Genomic DNA, 19374 nt, shown 5'->3' on the forward strand with positions numbered 1-19374 from the left:
CTCCTGGAGGCGATGGCCGGGCCGCGGCGAAAGCTGCGGCGGCCCGGAGGAGGATTTGCTTAGCGGATGCCTTTGGAGGACAGGTCGATGACCTGCGCTGCGGTTTCCTTGGTCACGAGGTTCGGACCGGAAGCGACGTCACCACCGGGCATCAGCCCGTATTGCGCATGCAGCGCCAGGAAGGAGACTGGCAGGTAGCCCTGCAGATACTGCTGCTGGTCGATCGAAAATGCTGCCTTGCCGTCCGCGATATCCTTGAGGAAACCGGCAGACATATCGAAGGTAGAGATTAACACCTTGTCGCGACCGAGTGCCTGGGCCGCCTTGACGGCAGGTTCACCCACCAGAGAGGCATTGAGCGACAGAATGACATCGAGATCCTTGTCGGATTCCAGCGCCGCGCGCACCTTGGATTCGACCTCGGTCGGGTCATTGGTGGTCGGCAGTACCTTTACTTCCTTGCCGAAACCTTCGGCGAAACCGGCGCAACGCTGGTCGAGTGAGACGTTGCCGACCTCCTGGTTGACGCAGATAGCTTTCTTGCCGCCCATCTCCGCAAGCCTGCCTCCGGCAACCTTGCCGGCATCGAATTCCGACTGGCCGACGTGCAGTTTGGCGCCCAGCTTGTGGGCAACATCGGAGCCGGAATTCATCGAGATGACCGGAATGCCGGCATCGACGGCGCGCTTGATCGCCGGACCAAGCGCGTCGCCATCCGGTATCGAAACCACCAGGCCATCGGGATCCTGATTGACGGCGGCGTCGATCAGTTGGCCCATGGCCACCATGTCAAAAGTTTCCGGCGAGCGGAACTCGACATTGACGCCGGTATCCTTGGCGGCCTTTTCGGCGCCGTTCTTGACCACCGACCAGAATGGGTCGTTGGCCTGGCCGTGCGCGACGACGATGATATCGGTGGCGAGCACCGGGGTGGCGGCGGCAACGAGCGCAATCGTCGCTGCGGCTGCAAGCAATTTCTTCATGACTTCCTCCCAGTTGAATACCGGAACGCCACTCCCAGGCGTCCGTCATCCGGTCATGCGGGACCGGCACCGAAAGTCCGCGGCACACTCCCCTGCTCCGCAGCAATCCTTTTTCGCGCCGGCATAGACCGGCGTATGTGACCAATCAGGCCAGCGAAACCGTCTGGCCGGATTTTGCCGATGCGGTCGCGGCCTCGGCCAGCGCCAGCGCGGCAACACCATCCTTGAGCGACACGGGAATGGCAGCCCCATCGAGAATGGCAGCGACAAACGCATCCCATTCTGCCGCGTAGGCGCGCATATACCGTTCAAGGAAAAAGAATTCCGGTTTGGCGCTGATCACGCCCTGCTTCGTTGCCTTCGAGACCGTATTTTCAAGCACGTTCCCGGCAGAGAGCAGCCCTTCGGAGCCGAGGACCTCTACCCGCTGATCATATCCGTAAACTGCACGTCGGCTGTTCTTGATTACGGCAATGCGGCCATCGGCATAGGTGAGCGTCACCACGGCAGTATCCACATCACCAGCCTTGCCGATCTCGGGATCGACGATCGAGGTGCCGGCGGCGTGCACCGTCTTCGGCAGATCGCCCATCAAGAAATTCGCCATGTCGAAATCATGGATCATCATGTCGCGGAACAGACCCCCCGACACTTTGACATAGGCCACTGGCGGCGGGGCTGGATCGAAGGACGTGATTGACAGTAGTTCAGGCTTGCCGATCTCGCCTGATGCAATGGACGCCTTGATCGCGGAAAAATTCGGATCGAAACGACGATTGAAGCCGATCATGACAGGAACATTGGTCTTGATCACCGCATCGAGGCAACGCTGCGCCCGTTCCAGCGAAAGGTCGACAGGCTTTTCGCACAGCACGGCCTTTCCGGCGGCGGTCGCCTTTTCGATCATGTCCGAATGGGTATCCGTCGAGGTGGCGATCAGCACCGCATCGATCGAGGCATCCGACAGGATCGCCTCAGAACTGGTGGCCTTTGCGCCATAGGCATCCGCCAGCGAACGCGCCGCGACCTCGTTTACATCCGACACGGCAGCTAGCTGGCTGCGGCCGTTACCGACAATGTTTATGGCATGCACGCGACCGATGCGGCCCGCGCCGAGCAATCCGATTTTCAGCACTCTCATCCTCCCGAAAGGCGTCTCCCGACTGCCCTGGATTTGACCATTGCAATTTTTGCTCGCGCGAGCAATAGCAATTTGCACGCGGGGGCAAATTTATTTCCCGAGGGCTCAATAAAAACGCTATGTATGGGATGAACCGACCCACAGTGGATTCGGGAGAGAGCTATGGCCGACGGAAAGAACCCTGCATTTGCGGGAAACATCACTGCCGACGATGTGGCGGCCGAAGCCGGCGTTTCTCGCTGGACGGTCAACCGCGCCTTTCGCAAGGACGCGTCGATCTCGCCCAAGAGCCTCGAGAAGGTGCGGATCGCTGCTGAAAGGCTCGGCTATGTTCCGGATCTGCGAGCCTCCAGCTTGGCTTCAGATCGTTCCAATCTGGTGGCTCTGCTGATCGATGATTTCGCCAATCCGCATAAACTCGTGATGATGGAACGACTGACGCGCATCCTGCGGCGCGAAGGCTGGGACATACTTCTTGTCAACACGCTGGATCGCGCAGATGCAGGCCATGCCCTTCTCAACGCAAGCCAGCGAAGGGTCGATGCCGTGATTCTGATCGGTATCCAGTTCGACGACGAGGTTCTGGATACGGCGCTGCATGCGCGGCGTTTTCGCAAGCTGATAATTTTTGCTCGCACGTCGCGCAATCCAAATACGATCTCGATTGCGGTCGATGATGTTCATGCCATGAAGGAAATCGCCAACTATGTGCATGCGCGTGGTTTCCGCAGCCCGCTTTTTCTCGCGGGCCCGCGAACATCTTCCGCGCATCTGCTGCGCAAGGAGACTTTTGTCGACTACTGGCGCCTGCATTTTGGCAACGAACCGGAAACCATTTCCGTGACGGCCTACGATCCAGCGCTTGCGGGAGGCATAGTCGAAAATGCGCTGGCCGGTCGCAACAAGGCGACGCTGCCGGATATCCTCGTTTGCGAGAACGATGCACTCGCTATCGGCGCCACAGATGTAATCCGCCATAGGCTAGGCTTGCGTATTCCTCAGGACATAGCAATTACCGGGTTCGACGACGTGCCGCAGGCGGAGGGCGCCAATTATCGCCTCACGACATACCGCCAACCGTTGACCGATATGGCCGAATATCTCGTAAAAGTTCTCGGCAGTGAGGAAAACCGCGATTTCGACAAGCTATTTCAAGGCAGATTGATGATCCGCGAGAGCGCGTGATACACGCTTTTTTGCTCAATCCCGAGATGCACGAACTGAATAGCCCCTAGCCTCGAAATGTTCTACAACCCGAAACGCCAGCACGTCAGAAACGGAATGCCTCGCCCGTCGAGTTCGGGGAGTGGCAGTAAATCTAACCCGAGGGTATCTACGAAACTCGGGGCTATTCACGTATGCGTCTCCTGCATACATAGTGTTCGGCGGCCTTAGCTTACGGACCTTTTTGCGTTGAGGGAACCAATCGACGCAATCGCCGCTGTTGCTGCACGCTCTGGCTTCCCCCTTCGCCCAGCGGCTCAAACTAGACCCCGCTGCACCCTTCCTCCCCGACATCGCGGCGGGGTTTTCATTTATCAAAATTTGCTCGGAACAAATCGCAAAAAGTCGTGGTTTCGCGGACAGCCGATGCCTTCGCATGGACGTCGGCTGTCCGTGTACTGCTCCCCTCACCGGCATAGTCCGGTCGGGTTGCGGCAACCAGAATACAAGAAAACAGCGAACCCGCATGGCATACAGCAGACTACGCACTCTAATCATGGCTCTTGGTCCACGCGCATTCAAAAGCTTGCCCGATGGTGTCGGGTTAAAGACAGCGATCCAAGCTGCGAACGAAGGTCTGGTCGAAGCTGATGGCGAATTCTCTGCCACCTCGAAATATCGACTGACGGCAGCTGGCATCGCTAAAAAGACCCTATATGGCGGACCTACAAAGCAAAGATCCACGTATCCGGTACAAAGCTGAGTTCCGCTCGGTTTCCCAATACCAAGGAGACCTTATGCCTATCTCGCTGGCGGCCAGCCGACCAAAGCCCAACAACCGCAAAAGCCTGTTACGAGATATCGCAGTTTGATCTTGGCAGTCATGTCAGTTGTGTTCGTTGTTGTTGGTGTGCTGAGCGTTTGCGTCCTGTCCGTCACAACGGCCTGACAAGCGTCACTCTGTTCGCATCGAGCACCCGCAACTGTTCGAGGACAGCTTCGATCGTTTCCATTATCCTTCTCGTTGAAACGATGGCGTCCAGCCACGAGCAGCACCATGGCTGAGATACAGGCTTGCCGTTTCAAGCTGCTCACACAAGAATTCAGCATCGGCGATGACCGATCGCAGAGCCGCCAGCGCATTGCCACCGAAGGCATCCAAAACTGCCTGAGCCTGATCGATCTCAACTTCTTCGACGCGGTGAACAGCGGACATAACAGCCTCCAAATAGGATTATGTTCCTGGTATGTTCTCATTATGCGATGGAGTCAACATCGATGAGGACAATCACTTGTAAGCTATTGCAACTTCTCGCATCTTTCCGCTTACGGTTCGTCTCTGGTAAATTATGGAAAACGGGGCAATTGCATGTACTCCACGGCTTTTGAAGCGCTAGAAACAGCCGATCTTGATCTGCTCAGGACGGTACTCGAAGATGTGCGCTTGGATCGCGGCATCGTGGCTCCTGATGGGAGCTTGGACGAATTGGCGTGCGATCTGGTGAATCTTTGGCTTGCCGGTTTTCGCGGCTCTGAAGAACTCAAAGCCATGCTGAAGCCAATCGACCTCCATCTCTGTCAGTGACGAATTCGGGACTTGATGCGGGCGTTCATCAGAAGCTCTTGCTTTGTAGCGAACATCCCGAATAGCTTGGTCAGACGCAATTGCTCATCGCTCGTCAGTTTATATTTTAGCGCAAAATCAGTGATCGTCATCACCTCTTGAGCGCCTTCTATTTTCAAATCAGCTTTATCAATATGCTTTGACAACTTACCACTCCCGCGTTGGCGTTGATAACGCGCGGACGCCCCCGGCGTTGCGGTACGATATCGTACCAAAGGCTTGCATCGGAGTGGAGATTGGCGGCGCTTACCGCGAATATTCGAAGAGCATACATTAAGGCTTACTTATCAACGTGAATAATGGGGCGGGATAAAATATGCGTTTGGAGAAGACGCATATTGTGGACCTACCAAGGTGAGCCGTTCACCAGCGCCCGATATCGGCGATTACGTCGGGTTCGTTTACATAATCCGAGACCGGCACACCAACCGGGCCTAAATCGGCAAAAAGACGTTCTCTGGTTCACGAAGATCCTGCCGCCTTTGAGGGGCCACACGCGGAAGCGGAAGAAATGGTCGTTCCTCACAACAGGCGATCTGACCGAAGTGGGCGACTTCGTTGCGGGCGTATTCTCACCCCTCGCCCTAATCTGCCTCTTCTTTTATCTCGATGTGAAAAAGTCCAGTCTGCACGTCGATCCTGTCAAGGGCGGTGGACCGCCGATGGAAGAGCATTGCTTAGCGGTTCGCAATCACGCAATGTCACAAAAATCCGGTCTCGTCGCTTCTATCAGTGAAACGTCCTTGAAGGAGGTCATGTGGGACTCAATGCGCGTGAGCGATGAATGACATTGCCGCCACATAGGCATGTTCGCCCAATTCCACCTGTACGCAATCATAGCCCTTATCATCGCTGTCGTCGTCCTTGGTAGCGGCTGGTACATCTCTCACCGCGTCTCATCGGCTGAGATCAACAACCTCAGTCAACGCAATGTCGTTTGACAAACGGTGTCGAACAGAACGAACGCACGATCGCCACCTTGATTGCCGATGCGCAGGTTCTTGCTGCGTCAAATCAAAAGCTCACCAGCCGGATTGGTGCCGCCAGAATGGAGCATGTCGAAGCGTGGCACACGATCGATGCGCTGGACCTGGAGTTCGATACCGGCGATGCGGCTGTGCTAGAGGCGCGTGCCAACGACACTTTCGCCGCATCGATCGACGCACTCAGGATGCGACAAGAAAATAGTCTCATCGCGACAGGAACATAAACGTCGCACAACGGTTTGTTCATCGTGCATTCATGTTCGAGGACAACAAAATGTTTCTTTCGACCCTTCAGCCTTCCGCCACTTTCGAATTCGCCCGCGATCACGGCATCTCCATGGAGAAGACGGCGATCGAAACCGAACTCAGCTATCTCGCCAATTTTGACGGCAGAGATTTATCGGTCGAAGTGACAGGCGATTACATCGTGCTCGAAGGCGTTGTTCACTCATCCAGCGATCAGGCCCGCGCCCTCCGCGTCGCCCGTGAAATCGTCGGCTATGACCGCGTTCTGTCCCGCATCATCATCGTCGGCGAAGCTGCCGCCTAATCGGCGCTGTATTCGAATAAACGAAAGCCCGCCATAACGCGCGCGGGCTTTCTCGTTTCAGGCTGTGGCTCGATGATCAGCCGAGACGGCTCTCGATGATGTATTCGCGATATCGGCGAGAATGGCGTGAGGCACATACTCATCTGTCATCAAGCCGTGCAGCGTCTTCAGAGCTTCGGTGCGGACTTCGGCATCATCGATCTGTTCAGCTTCTTCAGCCTTAACAGCGTCCGTGAAGACGGTGGAAATCGCGGCGGTGTTAGCTGTGGTCCGCTTCAGTTCGGTGGCATCAGCGTTCCTCGCAGCTATACCCCTCTCCAATGCCGTAAATGCAGCCAGAATGCGTCCCGGCACGCGATAGTCTTGTTCCGCTCGAATGAGCGTTTGGCTTCGTCAGCTAGGAATTCACCTTTGTTCAGCCATTCGAGGGCGTTTGCATCGCGAACTAGCTTGCCCTCGGCTGGCGGGGTTTCAGATCAGATGGGTGGAGCGAAAGGATTTTGGGCCTTTGAAAAAATCTTCTGAAAATATGATTTTGTAGGGAAAAGGTTGGCTGACAGGCGGCTAGTCTCGCCTGTCTCTGTGGCGTGTTGGTATTTATGAAATCTGCGGGCTAAGCTAGGCAACTAATATGGGCGTCGTCCGTTTTTGCGTCGTCAAAAACAGCAAGGATCAACGATGAGCACTGGAAGCCAAGCACGTTCGCGCATGTACATTTTCGTCGCTGCAATCTTTGTGTTGGGCCTCATGCTTGCGGGCTATTACACATTTTTCCAGACGCCCGGTGAGATCAACGATGCGCCCGCTTCAGAGGTGGTAAACCCGAAGTCGTAAAGCATTCTGAGAATTGGTTGCTGCTCACCCACGATCCGAAGATCATATATCGCCCGTCACCGGAGGCTCTATGCTAGGTCAGCTTAACGGAGCCATACGATGCGCCTGACGATCTACAACTTTGTAATGTATGCTTATTTGGTGCTCGTGGAGGCATACGTCTACGTCTTCGGAACCGCGTTTTAGCGGACGTCGTAGCCCCAAATCTTCAGGGTGGAAGTGTTGCCACCGGTGTAGGTGGTCGTTCCGGCTGTATCGTTAGACATTCTAACGAACAGGAACGGATCAGCTGGCATCGTCGCGTCATAAGCGATCCGGACCACCATGCGCCAAAATCCACCAGCATCTTGTGTCACCGTCATGCTTTGATGAACCTGTGCAGTGCCATCATCGCCGGTTGTGCGGGCACAGCGCCTGTCGCAAGGTTGATGCCGTATTTCATGGAAGCATAGTTGCCGCCATTCTTGCTAATCTCAACGACGCATTCCTTGTCTCTGTTCCGCGTGCGATGCTGACCGAGTATTCTTTTGCCATGCTCGCAAGGGAGATCGATGAAGTAATCAGGATTTGATGGCTTGGATCAGTGGACAGCTCACGGATTTCCGCTGCTTTTAGCTTATGTTCCGGAGAATAAACGCCTTGCGCTGTACGTGCGGTGCCAGCACCCAAGCTCCAACCGGCTTTTGTTCAGATAGATAGCGCCAGTCGCAAGCATCACACCAGCATTGACCGCCGTCGCACCAGTGATCTTGGACGCGACGTTGAAGTTTGCACCGTTCGCGCCTTCTTGTCACTGGTCGCATTCGGGAAAGCGCTAGCTGAAGCGACGTTTGCACCGGCTTTGGTTTGAAGAACTGTGATCCTCTGGACACCGGTCGCATCGATCGTGGCGGTTCCGCCTGTAGAGCATTCGCCGTAACCAGCCGATGCGCCATAGTGCGGAAACCACAGTTGGAAGCTGCCATCCGTGATGTCTTCATATGCCACGCCGTGGACCGTGCCGCCGACAGCCGGTGAAGCTGCACCGAGACCCTGACCACCACTGTATTCATTGCCGAGTGCCTTGATGTAAGACAGCGGGCGAAGTCGCTCTAACGCAGCGCCAGCGGGCTTCAGAAACCGACGTTCGAGAAGCCGAAACCTAGACCGAAGTCCACCCATCAGGCTGATACGATCGTTTCTTTCACGGCTGAGCGAATGGAGAACGGGAACGATTGACCGGCAGCGATCTAGATGCGCGGAGTAACGGCGGCATTCGGGGCGGCTGCACCGCTCGAAAATGCGACGTAGATGTCAACCAATGCGGTGATGATCAGATACTTCTTAGATGTAGAGGCGAAGGTATAGCCCTGCCCTGCGTCCAATTCCTGGCTTTGAAAGTCGCAGGACGTGACTGCGGCCTCGAATTTGATGATAGATAAAACGAGTTGGGCAACAGCCATAAATCGGGCCTCAATAGCTAGTGTTTTAGCTATTTAAGCCGCACAATCGATGCGATCGGCTGGAACGAAAGTCACTTTATTCGGTTAAGCTGCATCCTCAACGCGGATCGCTCAAATGTCGCAAGATGATGTGATTTACACGAAGTGCTTTGATGAAGGGCGCAGAGCCGGACGAATCGGCATGCCGCAAGCGACAAATCCTTATCGTGACGCCGGAACTGAGCGCAGCGCATGGCATGACGGTTATGCTGCAGTTGATTTTGACGATCTAATCGCTATCGAACGCATCCATCTCTTTCATCTTGGAAGAGAAGCTGGCGAACGCGGGGAAACGGCAACACGGTGTCCGTTCGTTCACGACCAGAACCCGGAGCGAATGGAAATATGGCTGCTGGGCTATGCGCCCCAAGCGGACGGGGAACCGATCCAGAATGACAACGTTCGATCTTCATGAAGTTTTTAGATCGCCGCCCACTCGTAACAACATTCCTTATTCTCAATCGCGATCTTTGCGTCGGTTTACGTCGTCCAGACTTGGATGACTGACCGCTTCGGCTATGTGGACGGAAAAGCCCCGATCACTGAACCGCCGACTTGAACAGATCATATTCCGCCTGACGGCGGATTGTCAGCCCTCGTGGCGGGGTCACGGCGCCATTAACACGGGCTTTGTTCCATTGAAGCCAACAGGCTCCAATGTCTTTCAGAGGCGCCCTCATATTGATCCGCTGTAGCAACGGAGACGATGCCAACGCTCCCGTCCTAGATTGTAGCGAAGGATACGAGCGCCGCGATTTAATCATCGGTGAGCGGGACTTTGACGAGCGTGGCAACATCCCGTCCGAAGCCAGCTAGATCGTCGCGCAATAGGCGTTCAGCTTCGGCTTTGGTGATGGTCTGCTTTCGCTGACCATCGACTTTAGTGACGGTCTCTGTGTTTCTAAACCCAATCGTCGGGACACCAGCGGGGCAGTAGTAGGCGGTCAGTTCTTCGCTGTTAGCCTTCTTTATGAAGGCTAAGGCTCTTGTTGATGCGGTAGGCACTAATTTCAGATCTTCGTTTAAAAACAACTCTTTATTTGAATGTCTTCATTGATATTTTCGGCGGATCTGATAAAATCAGGGTACCCTGTTTGATATGGTAGTACGACGCTAGTCGAGGGGTTAGACTGGCTATTCAATCCATAGATGGCCCAACCCTTTTTTTGGCAAGAGGGAACGTCCCACAGCTGGCGCTAACTCTATAGGCCTCGGCAACGTCGGCCTAACCCCCCTTTGTTGAGGCGCCGTCAGCGCGCTTTTATGGACTACGCGCCAAAGCAATTGCATGGGCGACCTCATCAAACCCTTCTTTTAGCATCGAGGTTGCCACCCGAATGTTCGCGCTACTGCCCACGCAAAACTTGCTGCCCGAATTAACCGCGATATTATGAGCAGCAAGCGTCACCATCGCGAAAGGTTCCGATTCCACGGGCACCCATAGAGCCAGACCGTGCCCCACTTGGACCGTCAGACCACGCTCACGAAGAGCGTCTGCAAGCCTGTTTCGCCGTTCGTCATAGGTGATCCTGGCCGCGGCGATGCAGTCTGCGGTTTCAGGCTGACGCAAAAGCCATGTGCCGGCGGCTTGTAGAACCCGACTGGTCCAGGCAGCACTGAAACTGCGATAGGACTGCACCTGTTCGACGATTGCCTTGGTACTCGACAACACAGCCAGGCGCAGGTCCGGCCCAAGCGTTTTGGACAGCGATAGGACATGGATAACCCTGTCGGGAAACTCCCGGCCAAGCGAATGACGTTCCGCGGACGAGATGTCTCCCATACCATCATCCTCGATGATCACCGCGTCGCTGTAGCGCAAGACGTCGGCAAGCTCGCCAAGCCGCTTCGGAGTTACCGTCCTGCCGGTAACCGAATGCAATCTGGGTTGGAACAGGAAGACGACGGGCTTATAGAGCATAGCTTCGTTCAATGATGATGGCAGCGGCCCTTGCTCGTCGCATTTCACCGGAATGATGCGGGCGCCCTGATGTTCGAGAATATCGAGCAGACGCATGGCGGTCGGCTCCTCGATCGCCACCGGCGCGCCGGGCGTCACCAATGCGTGGATCGCAGTGTAGACCGCGTTATAGCCGCCATTCATCGCCAGAAATGCCTCCGCCTCATACGGCCAGGTCTTGCGGACCTCGGCCTCCAGTTCCGGCAGAATTCGGCTGCGTTCATAGCTGTTGAGGTTTTGCGCTAAAGCACCGTAGGCAAGCGCCCTTTCGAGCGGCGGCAGCAAGGCGGGGTCCGGCACGGCCATGGTGAGATCTAGAGCGCCGGCGCCGTAATGTCCCGAACTCGCCAGCCGTTCAGGCTTGGCGATGAAGCGATCGCCGCTCACCCAAGTACCGTTCCGCCCCCTGCCAGTGATGATCTTTTGCCTGCGAAGGTCGCTCCAGGCCTCGGAAATGGTTGCCGGGCTGACACCGAGCGAAAATGCCAGGTCACGGATTGGAGGCAATTTCGCGCCAACCGGCAGAGCGCCGGCACGGATCAACGCACTGGTTTCCAAGGCAATTCCGCGAATTGTGCGGTCGCTTAATTTTTCGGCAAACCAAGTCGAATTATAGGCGTCGCTCATTTTATCACCAGATTTAATGTTCAATAACGTAATAACATTTGATCATTTCAAAATGAACATTTTAATCTCAGTACATCAGCATTTTCTGACATGAGTAGCTCGAATGACACTGCGCCTTAGAATTGCACTGCGTGACTGGGACTACATGACGCCGCTGGTTCTCGGTGACGTCTCCTCCGATAAGCTCGACCTTGAGGTCGACCGCATCGGTACGCTGGTCTCGCATGTGGGCAAGGATCCCGACCACGATGCGGCCGAAATGTCGTTCAGCCGCTACTCGCAGCTGCGCCATGACGGCGATGACAGTGTCGTCGGCATACCCAATTTCATCATGCGCGGTTTCCGCCATCGCTGCATCATGACCATGGCCGATAGCGATATCACAACACTAGGCCAGCTCAAGGGCAAGCGCATTGGCGTGACTGGCTGGCGCGACAGCGGCAATACCTGGACACGCGCCGCCATTCGCCGTGAAGGTGTCGAGGTCACGGACGCCATGTGGTATGCTGGCCGCCTGACCGAGGCGCATCCGATCACCGACCGCCTCGATGGCTTTGGCCAGCCTGGCCTTATCGAAGCATGTCCCGGAGAGAAGCCGATGGTGGACCTTCTGCGTGACGGTGGTCTCGATGCGATCTTCACCCCGTTCATGCCGAACGGCTATTTCGAGCCGGGCTCGCCCTTCCGCCAGGTCCTGTCGGATTTCCGCGACGAGGAACAGCGCTATTTCGATGATGTCGGTTACGTCCCGGGCATGCACCTGATCGGCATCAAGGCCGGGATCGTTGCCGAGAACCCGTGGGCGATCGCCGAAGTCAGTCGCCTGATCGACGAGTCGCAGAAAATGTGGACCGAGAAGCGCCGCAAATATGCCGAGACCACACCTTGGATGTTCGACGAGGTGCTGAAAACCTCGCGCGATCTGCCAAAGGGCTGGGACGCCAGTGGCTTTGCCGTCAACCGTAAGATGATTGATGACTTCGCCGGCGAACTGCATGCCCAGGGCATCATGAAACGCCACATGACGCCTGAAGAGCTTTTTGCATACGACACCGACGGAAGCCGTATCGGTTTATCGATAACCTGAAACCGTAACACTGCAACAGACGTCACTTCATCAGATAAAAACGTCACCTAAAAAGGGGAATGAACATGTCGCATAAGAAACTCACCGCTCTGGCGCTCGCCGGCATTGCCTTTGCCGGCGTTGCGAAGGCGCAGGATGCTTCCATCAAGCTGGAAGTGAACAAGGAACTGCATGATCGCCTGCCGGAAGATATCAAGTCCGCCGGCAAGATGATTTCCGTCAACAACGGTTCGTTCCCTCCCTATGAAATCGTCACCGGCACGGTCATGACGGGCGCCAGCGCCGACCTGACCGACGCGCTCAGCCAGCTTCTCGGGGTCAAGATCGAACACGCAACCGTCGGTGGTCTGCCGGCTCTGCTTGCCGGCGTCAATTCGGGCCGTTACCAGTTCGCCTTCAGCCCGGTGGGTGACTACAAGGATCGCGAAGCCGCCAACGATTTCGTCGACTGGGTTCAGGAATTCGTCGTCTTCGCCACGCTGAAGGGCAACCCGAAGGGCATCACATCGCTCGATACCTCCTGCGGCCAGCGCGTCTCCGTCATGGCCGGCGGTTCGGCCGAACGCGTGATCAAGGTCCAGTCCGACAAATGCGTGGCCGACGGCAAGGCCGCCGTCGAAGTGCAGTCCTATACCGACCAGCCCGCCTCGATCCTCGCGGTCCGCTCGAAGCGTGCCGATGCGTTCTTCTCGTCTCAGGCACCGCTCACCTATTTCGTCTCCCAGGCCAACGGCCAGCTGGAACTGACCGGCGTCGGCCAGAGCAACGGCTTCAGCGATATCTTCCAGGGCGCCGTCGTGCCGAAGGGTTCGCCGCTCGGCCCGATCTTCGTCGACGCCTTCAAGGTGATGATGGCGGACGGCACCTATGCCAAGATCATGAAGAAGTGGGGCCTTGAGAACAACATGATCAAGGAACCCGGCATCAACCTCGGCGGACAGCTTCCGAAATGAGCAACAATATCACAACCAATGCAGCGCCTTCGGGCGCTGCTGACTTTCGCGATGTGGCAACCGCCCACACGCCGTTCCGCACCTGGCGCCTGCTTCTCTGGCTCGTGATCGCCATCGTCGTCGTCGACTTCGGCTGGATTGTCGCCAATAACGAGAATTTCGGCTGGCCGGTCGTCGCCCAGTATTTCTTCGACCCGACTGTCATCCAGGGGCTTTATGTCAGCCTCGGCTTGACTGTCGTCGGCATGATACTCGGCGTTATCGTCGGTCTCGTCATAGCCATCATGCGCATGTCGAGCGACCGGCTGGCGAGCGGTTTTGCCTCTCTGTTCATCTGGTTCTTTCGCGGCACGCCGCTGCTGGTCCAGCTAATCTTCTGGTACAACATGTCGACGCTGTTTCCGAACCTGTCGATTGCCATTCCCTTCGGTCCGACGCTTGCCAGCTGGGACACCAATTCGGTGATCACCCCGATGACGGCGGCGATTGTCGGCCTTGCTCTCAACGAAGCGGCCTATATGGCGGAAATCATCCGTGGCGGCCTCATCTCGGTCGATCGTGGACAAGCTGAAACCGCGGAAGCCTTCGGCATGACAAAGGCGCGTGCCCTGTGGCGGATCATTATTCCGCAGGCGATGCGCTCCATCGTACCGCCGACCGGCAACCAGCTGATCAGCATGATCAAGGCGACCTCGCTCGTCAGCGTTATCGCTATGGCCGACCTGCTCTACTCCGTACAGTCGATTTACAACCGCACCTTCGAGATCATCCCGATGCTGCTGGTGGCTGTTCTCTGGTACCTGCTGATCACCTCGATCCTCAATATCGGTCAGAACTATATCGAAGCTTATTACGGCCGTAGCGACCGTCGTAATGCCGGCGCCCCAAAACCGGTCGCAGTTACCGAGGAGGCAAGCCATTGACCGCATTTGTTCAATCAGATGGCATTAATACAAAGCCTCTCGTTCAGGCCCGCAACGTTCACAAGGCCTACGAGCATCTGGAAGTCCTGAAAGGGATCGATCTCAATGTCATGTCCGGAGAAGTCGTGGTGATCCTTGGGCCGTCCGGCTCGGGCAAGTCGACTTTTCTGCGCTGCATCAACCACCTCGAAGCCATCCAGAAGGGCTTTATCGAGGTGGATGGCGAGCAGATAGGCTACCGGGTCAAGAATGACCGACTGGAAAAGCTTTCCGCCAATGGTATCGCCAAGCAGCGCCGCAAGATCGGCATGGTGTTCCAGCAGTTCAACCTCTACCCGCACATGACGGTGCTGCAGAACATCATCGAGGCTCCGGTCGGCGTTCATGGCCATAACCGCAAGGAAGCCATCGAGACGGCGAAAGGCCTGCTGCAGCGCGTCGGCCTGTTGGAAAAGGCGGATAACTATCCGCGCCAGCTTTCCGGTGGCCAGCAGCAGCGTGTGGCGATTGCCCGTGCCTTGGCGATCAAGCCGAAACTGATGCTGTTCGACGAGCCGACCTCCGCACTCGATCCGGAACTCGTCGGCGAAGTACTGGCGACGATGAAGGACTTGGCGAAACAGGGCCTGACCATGATCGCCGTTACCCACGAGATCGGCTTCGCCAGGGAGGCTGCCGACCGCGTGGTCTTCATGGATGGTGGCGTCATCGTCGAGCAGGGCAAGCCGGAAGAGGTGATCGGCAACCCGCAGCATCCACGCACGCAGGCCTTCCTGTCGCGTTTCCTTTAGAAGCTCCTCCCCGCCTAGCCCCGGCCGAAACGCCGGGGTCTTTTGTTTGATTTCGAAAAGTCTGGATAAGCGATGCCCACCCAAGACAATCTGCCCAAAGACAATCTATATGCCCGCGTTGCCGATTTCGACGCGATGGAAGCCGAACTGAAGGCAACCCGCCATCATCTGCACGCTCACCCTGAACTCTCCTTCGAGGAGGCACAGACGGCACGCTACGTGGCCGACAAGTTGGAAGGCTGGGGTTACGAAGTGAGTCGTAACGTCGGTGGCCACGGTGTTGTCGCCACCCTGAAAAACGGCACCGGCACGAAAAGCATCGGCATCCGCGCCGACATGGATGCGCTTCCTATTCTGGAAGAAACCGGCGCTTCATATGCAAGCACGATTTCCGGCAAAATGCATGCCTGCGGCCATGACGGCCACACGACCATGCTTCTGGGGGCTGCCGAATATTTGGCCCGCACCAGGCGTTTCAACGGCACGGTCACACTCATCTTCCAGCCGGCAGAAGAGGCAGGCAAGGAAAGCGGTGCGCAGAAAATGATCGCCGACGGGCTGTTCGCGCGCTTTCCGATCGATGCCATCTTCGGCCTGCACAACCATCCGGGCATGCCGGCGGGGGCGCTGTTGACACGGCCCGGTGCGATCATGGCGGGCGGCAACACGGTCAGGATCACCATAAACGGCAAGGGTGGCCATGCATCGCGTCCGCATCTGACGATAGACCCGGTTCTGATCGCATGCAATCTCGTCATGACGCTGCAGTCAGTCGTATCACGCAATGTCGATCCGACCGAGACAGCCGTTCTGACCGTCAGCACCATTCATGCGGGCGAAGCGTCCAACGTCATCCCGAACACTGCAAAGATCTCGATGAGCGTCCGCTATTTCGACCCAGCCGTGGCGGAGCTTATTGAGGAGCGCATTCGCAAGCTGACTGCAAGCGTGGCCGAAGGCCATGGCGCGACGGCAGACATCGAATATGAATACGGTTATCCGGTCGTCATCAACTCCGAAGCGGAAACCGCCTTCGCCAATGAAGTAGCGCAGGAACTGGTCGGCAGCGACAACGTGTCCATCTGCCCGCCGCTTCCAGGCAGCGAAGATTTTGCCTATTTCCTCCACCACCGCCCCGGCAGTTTCCTGCGTCTGGGCAACGGCAAGGGCTCACCGATCCTGCATTCGTCGAAATACGATTTCAACGATGAAAACCTAACGATCGGCGCGGCCATGTGGGCAAGGCTGGCGGAACGTTATCTGAACGCGTGACGATTCAGGTGGCAGTGAATCCCAAGGCAGGCCGACATCGTTGGCCTGCTTTTTATGTAGGGAAGATCGGGGCTCATCCATTTGCTGATTTCGGTCGACGGCAACAGCGATGGGTCGAGCAGCTCCCATCTGCTTGCCCCGGTGTTCAACACCATAAGAAGTACTGTCTGATCGCAGCTGGCGCATCGCTATTATATCTATCTGGAGTATCGCGCCGGGTGCATGCTATTCTTCGTGATCTACGTCAGGCACCGCAGGATGGGGCTCGCTTCCAGTAGCGTCACGTTCCCTCAGCTTCCATCAGATCATCACGGTGGTGCATAGTAATCGGCACGAGGAATACAAAGCTGCATTCTGCCATAAACCAATCCGGCCAACTTGACGTTTCAGCATACTCCAAGTTATTGATAACCACATGAAAATCATGGCGACGGGCAACAAGTTTTCTTTGATTTAGTCGATCAGGATCAAATTATTGCGCATCGATGAGACGCTGCGCAATGTTGCGGTAACCCATGTCCTCGTTCCGATGAGCCTCGGCCGAACATCGAGCAACAAGTCTTGCCGCCCTTCCTACGCTTAGGATCGGTCCCTGCGCCTGCGCTGCCGTCATCATTGCAAGTGAGCGTGCCACGTCACCGACGTCCATCTCAAGCTGATGGGGCCTTGCGGGGCTTTAGCCGTAGGTGAGCCCGTGGGCTTCTAGCAAAGCCTCTTCAAGAAGCCGCCCCTCACGATATGACCCAAGCGTCGTCGGGCGCTCAACACCAGGCCTAATGCGGGGACAAGGCTCGGGGCCACCAATCACCGTGCGGATTGGCAGGCGTTCGGCATAGACAGGCAGGGCATAATCCTCCTCGTCATCAATAACGCCTTTCGCACGGATCTTGGCTGAAGCCTTTTCGATTTCCATTACGATCACCGCCGTCGCCTTCGTCTCTTGTCTAGTCGTCGCTCGGAGGCCAGCAGTCCTCTCTGGGAAGAACCGGTCCACCATCATCGTCAGTGCGCGATCCTTTTCGAGCGCATCTGTTACCAGGCGAGCCTTTCCGAAAGCCATCACCGCGCGGTAATCGGCGGAATGGTTGAAGCCCGAGCGCGCCAAGACGATACTGTCGAAATGTGTGACGGTAAGGCATGCAGGCTCCCCTTTTGAAAGATTGCGTAACATCCTGCTCGCACTGCTGCCATGCCAATAGAGACGCGTTTCCTCGCGCCAGAAGAGAGTTGGAGTGCAGAAGGGCTGCCCATCGATCACGTAGGAGACATGAGCAAGCGCAGCGGAATCCAGCAGTTGATGCACCGTGGCTTGATCGTAAAAGCCGCGATCATGGCGACGTTTGACCTTGTTTATGGGATCAACGGGGTAGTTTACTGAAGGCTGCTGGGGCATGAACCGGTTCCTCACAATGATTGTTGTGACCACCTCACACAGGTAGAGTGGTTTCATCTAGGTCCAGTTTGAGACAAAACATGCCAACCACCTCAAAGCTCGAAACTTTCGGACCGGTCATTGCGACCGGCCCGATGGAACAGCTTCGTCTCGATCCGTTAATCCGTAATCAAGCGCAGCGGGTGCATAGCGCGCTACGCATAGCAATACTCGACGGCCTCCTAACCTCCGGTACGGCTCTGCCGTCCAGCCGGGCTCTGTCGCGTCAGATCGGTATCGGCCGCAATACCATCGTAGCTGCATATGAGCTATTGGTGAGCGACGGACTTGCCGAAGCCCGCCACGGTTCCGGCACCTTTGTCGCCACCGTCCCGCCTCTGCAGGCAAACATTAACGTAACGCCCGTGATTGAGCCCCGCTCCCCTCCCGGTCCTAAGAAGCCGTTTGCGCTTGGTCAGCCACGTGTGGAACCGGCGCTCCTTAACCGTCTGGCCGCAGCTAGTCGTCGGCGTATTTCTGACGCTGATCCCTTCGATCTCGGCTATGGGGATCCGCGTGGCAGCCTGCATTTACGCCGACAGATTGCCGCCGCCCTCGCGATCGACCGAGGCTTGCGCTGCGATCCTGATTGCATTGTTATAGTCAGCGGCACTCAGCACGGTTTACGTCTATGCATGGATGCACTGGTTGAGCCCGGAGACCGTGTCTGGATGGAAGAACCCGGGTATGCGGCTGCTCGTACCACACTCTTGGCTTCTGGTGCCGTTCCCGTTCCCATTAATGTAGATGAAGAAGGGCTAGATATTCGTGCTGGCCGCCAACGCGCACCTGATGCGAAGGCAGCGTATGTTACGCCTTCGCATCAGTTCCCGTCTGGGGTCAGGATGTCTATGAGCCGTCGCGTAGAACTTCTCGACTGGGCCGAAAATGCAAGCGCGTGGGTGTTGGAAGACGACTACGATAGCGAATTCCGGTATACCGGGAGACCGCTTACGGCGCTTGCCGGCCTTTCACCCACGAGGGTAATCTATCTCGGAACCTTTGCAAAAACCTTGTTTCCTGCATTACGGATTGGCTACGTCGTGGTGCCGCCGGACGTTCTCGGCCGAGTCCTGGCTGCCCGCGCCGCCATAGACCGGTTTCCGCCCGCGTTTATGCAGGACGCCCTCGCGGATCTAATGTCCAATGGCACCGTCTCGGCCCATCTGCGCCGAATGCGAAAGCAATACCGCCACTCGCGCGACCGGATTGCAAGGATCCTTATCGAGGAAGCTGCCGGTGTGCTCACACCCATTGTGCCTGAGCAGGGCTTGCATATGATTGTCCGCTTAGCTTCAAACCTTGCGAGTGGCGCTGGCTGCAAGATCCGCGCCGAGGCTGGGGTCGAGGCGTTGTTATTGTCTGAGACGCAAACCGTGACGACCGGCATCGAAGCATTCGTTCTCGGCTTCTCTGGTTTTGCGCCTGAAGTCCTATCGGAGGCTGCAAGTTCGTTAGCGCGAGCCGCAAGAAAATTGGTTGAGTAGAGAAGAAGCTGACTTTCTCAGCTCTGAGTTCCCGGAATCGCAAAAACAAAAAGTTAGGTGGGTCCATAGTTTATCCCGC

General features: G+C 56.5%; 24 protein-coding genes. 13 read left to right on the forward strand and 11 right to left on the reverse strand.

Features of this window, described 5'->3' with window-relative positions; genetic code table 11:
* Positions 1–59: 59 nt before the first annotated feature.
* The gene (locus tag MRBLMR1_RS11280; RefSeq protein WP_148142967.1) at positions 60–983 is read right to left on the reverse strand and encodes a sugar ABC transporter substrate-binding protein; all 924 of its coding nucleotides are present in this window, start codon (positions 981–983) and stop codon (positions 60–62) included.
* A gap of 145 nt (positions 984–1128) precedes the next feature.
* Positions 1129–2118, reverse strand: coding sequence for an inositol 2-dehydrogenase (gene iolG, locus MRBLMR1_RS11285; RefSeq protein ID WP_148142966.1), 990 nt, complete (start codon positions 2116–2118; stop codon positions 1129–1131).
* A 168-nt stretch (positions 2119–2286) separates the two neighbouring features.
* Between iolG and MRBLMR1_RS11290 the strand changes: the two genes are divergently transcribed.
* The gene (locus MRBLMR1_RS11290; RefSeq protein ID WP_148142965.1) at positions 2287–3309 is read left to right on the forward strand and encodes a LacI family DNA-binding transcriptional regulator; all 1023 of its coding nucleotides are present in this window, start codon (positions 2287–2289) and stop codon (positions 3307–3309) included.
* Positions 3310–4300: 991 nt separating this feature from the next.
* Here MRBLMR1_RS11290 and MRBLMR1_RS11295 read toward each other — a convergent pair.
* The gene (locus tag MRBLMR1_RS11295) at positions 4301–4504 is read right to left on the reverse strand and encodes a hypothetical protein (protein WP_148142964.1); all 204 of its coding nucleotides are present in this window, start codon (positions 4502–4504) and stop codon (positions 4301–4303) included.
* Between the two features lie 153 nt (positions 4505–4657).
* Between MRBLMR1_RS11295 and MRBLMR1_RS11300 the strand changes: the two genes are divergently transcribed.
* On the forward strand, positions 4658–4873 hold the full coding sequence (locus tag MRBLMR1_RS11300; RefSeq protein WP_206828225.1) for a hypothetical protein: 216 nt from the start codon (positions 4658–4660) through the stop codon (positions 4871–4873).
* On the opposite strand, the gene MRBLMR1_RS11305 is transcribed toward MRBLMR1_RS11300, so the two are convergent.
* Positions 4867–5058, reverse strand: a complete 192-nt coding sequence (locus tag MRBLMR1_RS11305; protein WP_148142962.1) for a hypothetical protein — start codon at positions 5056–5058, stop codon at positions 4867–4869. The two genes, MRBLMR1_RS11300 and MRBLMR1_RS11305, sit on opposite strands and share 7 nt — an antisense overlap.
* A gap of 192 nt (positions 5059–5250) precedes the next feature.
* Between MRBLMR1_RS11305 and MRBLMR1_RS11310 the strand changes: the two genes are divergently transcribed.
* From MRBLMR1_RS11310 to MRBLMR1_RS11320, 3 genes are all read left to right on the forward strand, one after another.
* Entirely contained in the window at positions 5251–5700 is a 450-nt protein-coding gene (locus MRBLMR1_RS11310; protein ID WP_500064704.1) for a hypothetical protein, read from the forward strand.
* A 149-nt stretch (positions 5701–5849) separates the two neighbouring features.
* Complete coding sequence (locus MRBLMR1_RS11315; protein WP_500064706.1) at positions 5850–6122, forward strand: hypothetical protein; 273 nt, start codon at positions 5850–5852, stop codon at positions 6120–6122.
* Between the two features lie 50 nt (positions 6123–6172).
* Entirely contained in the window at positions 6173–6448 is a 276-nt protein-coding gene (locus MRBLMR1_RS11320) for a BON domain-containing protein (protein WP_206828220.1), read from the forward strand.
* Positions 6449–6505: 57 nt separating this feature from the next.
* On the opposite strand, the gene MRBLMR1_RS11325 is transcribed toward MRBLMR1_RS11320, so the two are convergent.
* Positions 6506–6802, reverse strand: coding sequence for a hypothetical protein (locus MRBLMR1_RS11325; protein WP_500064708.1), 297 nt, complete (start codon positions 6800–6802; stop codon positions 6506–6508).
* A gap of 324 nt (positions 6803–7126) precedes the next feature.
* Between MRBLMR1_RS11325 and MRBLMR1_RS11330 the strand changes: the two genes are divergently transcribed.
* Positions 7127–7282: a hypothetical protein gene (locus MRBLMR1_RS11330; RefSeq protein ID WP_183687111.1), complete on the forward strand. Its 156-nt coding sequence runs from the start codon at positions 7127–7129 to the stop codon at positions 7280–7282.
* Between the two features lie 182 nt (positions 7283–7464).
* Here MRBLMR1_RS11330 and MRBLMR1_RS11335 read toward each other — a convergent pair whose 3' ends face one another.
* The 3 genes from MRBLMR1_RS11335 to MRBLMR1_RS11345 form a co-directional block, all read right to left on the reverse strand.
* Complete coding sequence (locus tag MRBLMR1_RS11335; RefSeq protein WP_206828218.1) at positions 7465–7644, reverse strand: hypothetical protein; 180 nt, start codon at positions 7642–7644, stop codon at positions 7465–7467.
* Positions 7645–7996: 352 nt separating this feature from the next.
* Positions 7997–8443, reverse strand: a complete 447-nt coding sequence (locus tag MRBLMR1_RS11340) for a hypothetical protein (RefSeq protein WP_500064710.1) — start codon at positions 8441–8443, stop codon at positions 7997–7999.
* Between the two features lie 68 nt (positions 8444–8511).
* Positions 8512–8724 carry a hypothetical protein gene (locus MRBLMR1_RS11345; RefSeq protein WP_500064712.1) on the reverse strand — a complete coding sequence of 71 codons (213 nt, stop codon included), beginning with the start codon at positions 8722–8724 and terminating at the stop codon, positions 8512–8514.
* A 115-nt stretch (positions 8725–8839) separates the two neighbouring features.
* Between MRBLMR1_RS11345 and MRBLMR1_RS11350 the strand changes: the two genes are divergently transcribed.
* On the forward strand, positions 8840–9178 hold the full coding sequence (locus tag MRBLMR1_RS11350) for a ribosome modulation factor (RefSeq protein WP_148142955.1): 339 nt from the start codon (positions 8840–8842) through the stop codon (positions 9176–9178).
* A 341-nt stretch (positions 9179–9519) separates the two neighbouring features.
* Here MRBLMR1_RS11350 and MRBLMR1_RS11355 read toward each other — a convergent pair whose 3' ends face one another.
* Together MRBLMR1_RS11355 and MRBLMR1_RS11360 are read right to left on the reverse strand one after the other, a co-directional pair.
* Complete coding sequence (locus MRBLMR1_RS11355) at positions 9520–9795, reverse strand: glycoside hydrolase family protein (protein ID WP_404946248.1); 276 nt, start codon at positions 9793–9795, stop codon at positions 9520–9522.
* Positions 9796–10024: 229 nt separating this feature from the next.
* A complete protein-coding gene (locus MRBLMR1_RS11360; protein WP_500064715.1) occupies positions 10025–11350 on the reverse strand; it encodes an aminotransferase-like domain-containing protein in 1326 nt (441 codons plus the stop codon).
* 103 nt (positions 11351–11453) lie between these two features.
* Between MRBLMR1_RS11360 and MRBLMR1_RS11365 the strand changes: the two genes are divergently transcribed.
* From MRBLMR1_RS11365 to MRBLMR1_RS11385, 5 genes are all read left to right on the forward strand, one after another.
* The gene (locus MRBLMR1_RS11365) at positions 11454–12437 is read left to right on the forward strand and encodes a substrate-binding domain-containing protein (protein ID WP_148142953.1); all 984 of its coding nucleotides are present in this window, start codon (positions 11454–11456) and stop codon (positions 12435–12437) included.
* Positions 12438–12502: 65 nt separating this feature from the next.
* Complete coding sequence (locus MRBLMR1_RS11370) at positions 12503–13390, forward strand: ABC transporter substrate-binding protein (RefSeq protein WP_500064717.1); 888 nt, start codon at positions 12503–12505, stop codon at positions 13388–13390.
* Positions 13387–14313: an amino acid ABC transporter permease gene (locus MRBLMR1_RS11375; RefSeq protein ID WP_148142951.1), complete on the forward strand. Its 927-nt coding sequence runs from the start codon at positions 13387–13389 to the stop codon at positions 14311–14313. Before MRBLMR1_RS11370 ends, MRBLMR1_RS11375 begins: the two co-directional genes overlap by 4 nt.
* Positions 14310–15104, forward strand: coding sequence for an amino acid ABC transporter ATP-binding protein (locus tag MRBLMR1_RS11380; RefSeq protein WP_500064720.1), 795 nt, complete (start codon positions 14310–14312; stop codon positions 15102–15104). The genes MRBLMR1_RS11375 and MRBLMR1_RS11380 overlap by 4 nt, the downstream gene beginning before the upstream one ends.
* A gap of 72 nt (positions 15105–15176) precedes the next feature.
* Complete coding sequence (locus tag MRBLMR1_RS11385; protein WP_148142950.1) at positions 15177–16376, forward strand: M20 aminoacylase family protein; 1200 nt, start codon at positions 15177–15179, stop codon at positions 16374–16376.
* 676 nt (positions 16377–17052) lie between these two features.
* On the opposite strand, the gene MRBLMR1_RS11390 is transcribed toward MRBLMR1_RS11385, so the two are convergent.
* Complete coding sequence (locus MRBLMR1_RS11390) at positions 17053–17769, reverse strand: pyridoxamine 5'-phosphate oxidase family protein (RefSeq protein ID WP_500064722.1); 717 nt, start codon at positions 17767–17769, stop codon at positions 17053–17055.
* Between the two features lie 80 nt (positions 17770–17849).
* Here MRBLMR1_RS11390 and pdxR point away from each other — a divergent pair, with 80 nt between their 5' ends.
* A complete protein-coding gene (pdxR, locus tag MRBLMR1_RS11395; protein ID WP_500064724.1) occupies positions 17850–19295 on the forward strand; it encodes a MocR-like pyridoxine biosynthesis transcription factor PdxR in 1446 nt (481 codons plus the stop codon).
* The last annotated feature ends 79 nt before the right edge of the window (positions 19296–19374 follow it).

This window comes from Neorhizobium sp. LMR1-1-1.1 (genome assembly GCF_040675795.1).
GTDB lineage: Bacteria > Pseudomonadota > Alphaproteobacteria > Rhizobiales > Rhizobiaceae > Neorhizobium > Neorhizobium cellulosilyticum.